Annotated in this window: 1 rRNA gene; it reads left to right on the top strand. The window is 48.0% G+C overall.

Annotated features, from left to right (window positions below):
* A 5S ribosomal RNA gene (gene rrf, locus AC07U6_RS13405) occupies nt 1–73 on the top strand; the annotation flags it as partial.
* Nucleotides 74–227: the final 154 nt, after the last annotated feature.

The following is a 227-nucleotide window of genomic DNA, read 5'->3' on the forward strand; positions in this document are numbered from 1 at the left end:
ACTCAGAAGTGAAACGCCGTAGCGCCGATGGTAGTGTGGGGTCTCCCCATGCGAGAGTAGGGAACTGCCAGGCATCAAATAGAGACGAAGCCCTCTGCGAAAGCAGAGGGCTTTTTCTTTTGTCTGCAATTCGGTCATCCGTAATTCAGTCATCCGCAATTAATCTTCCGGCAGAAAGAGTCGCGAAAGAAAAAATTGAACTGCTGAATCTGAATTGTGATGATCTG

Source organism: Erwinia sp. GW821-FHT03D09 (assembly GCF_059420805.1).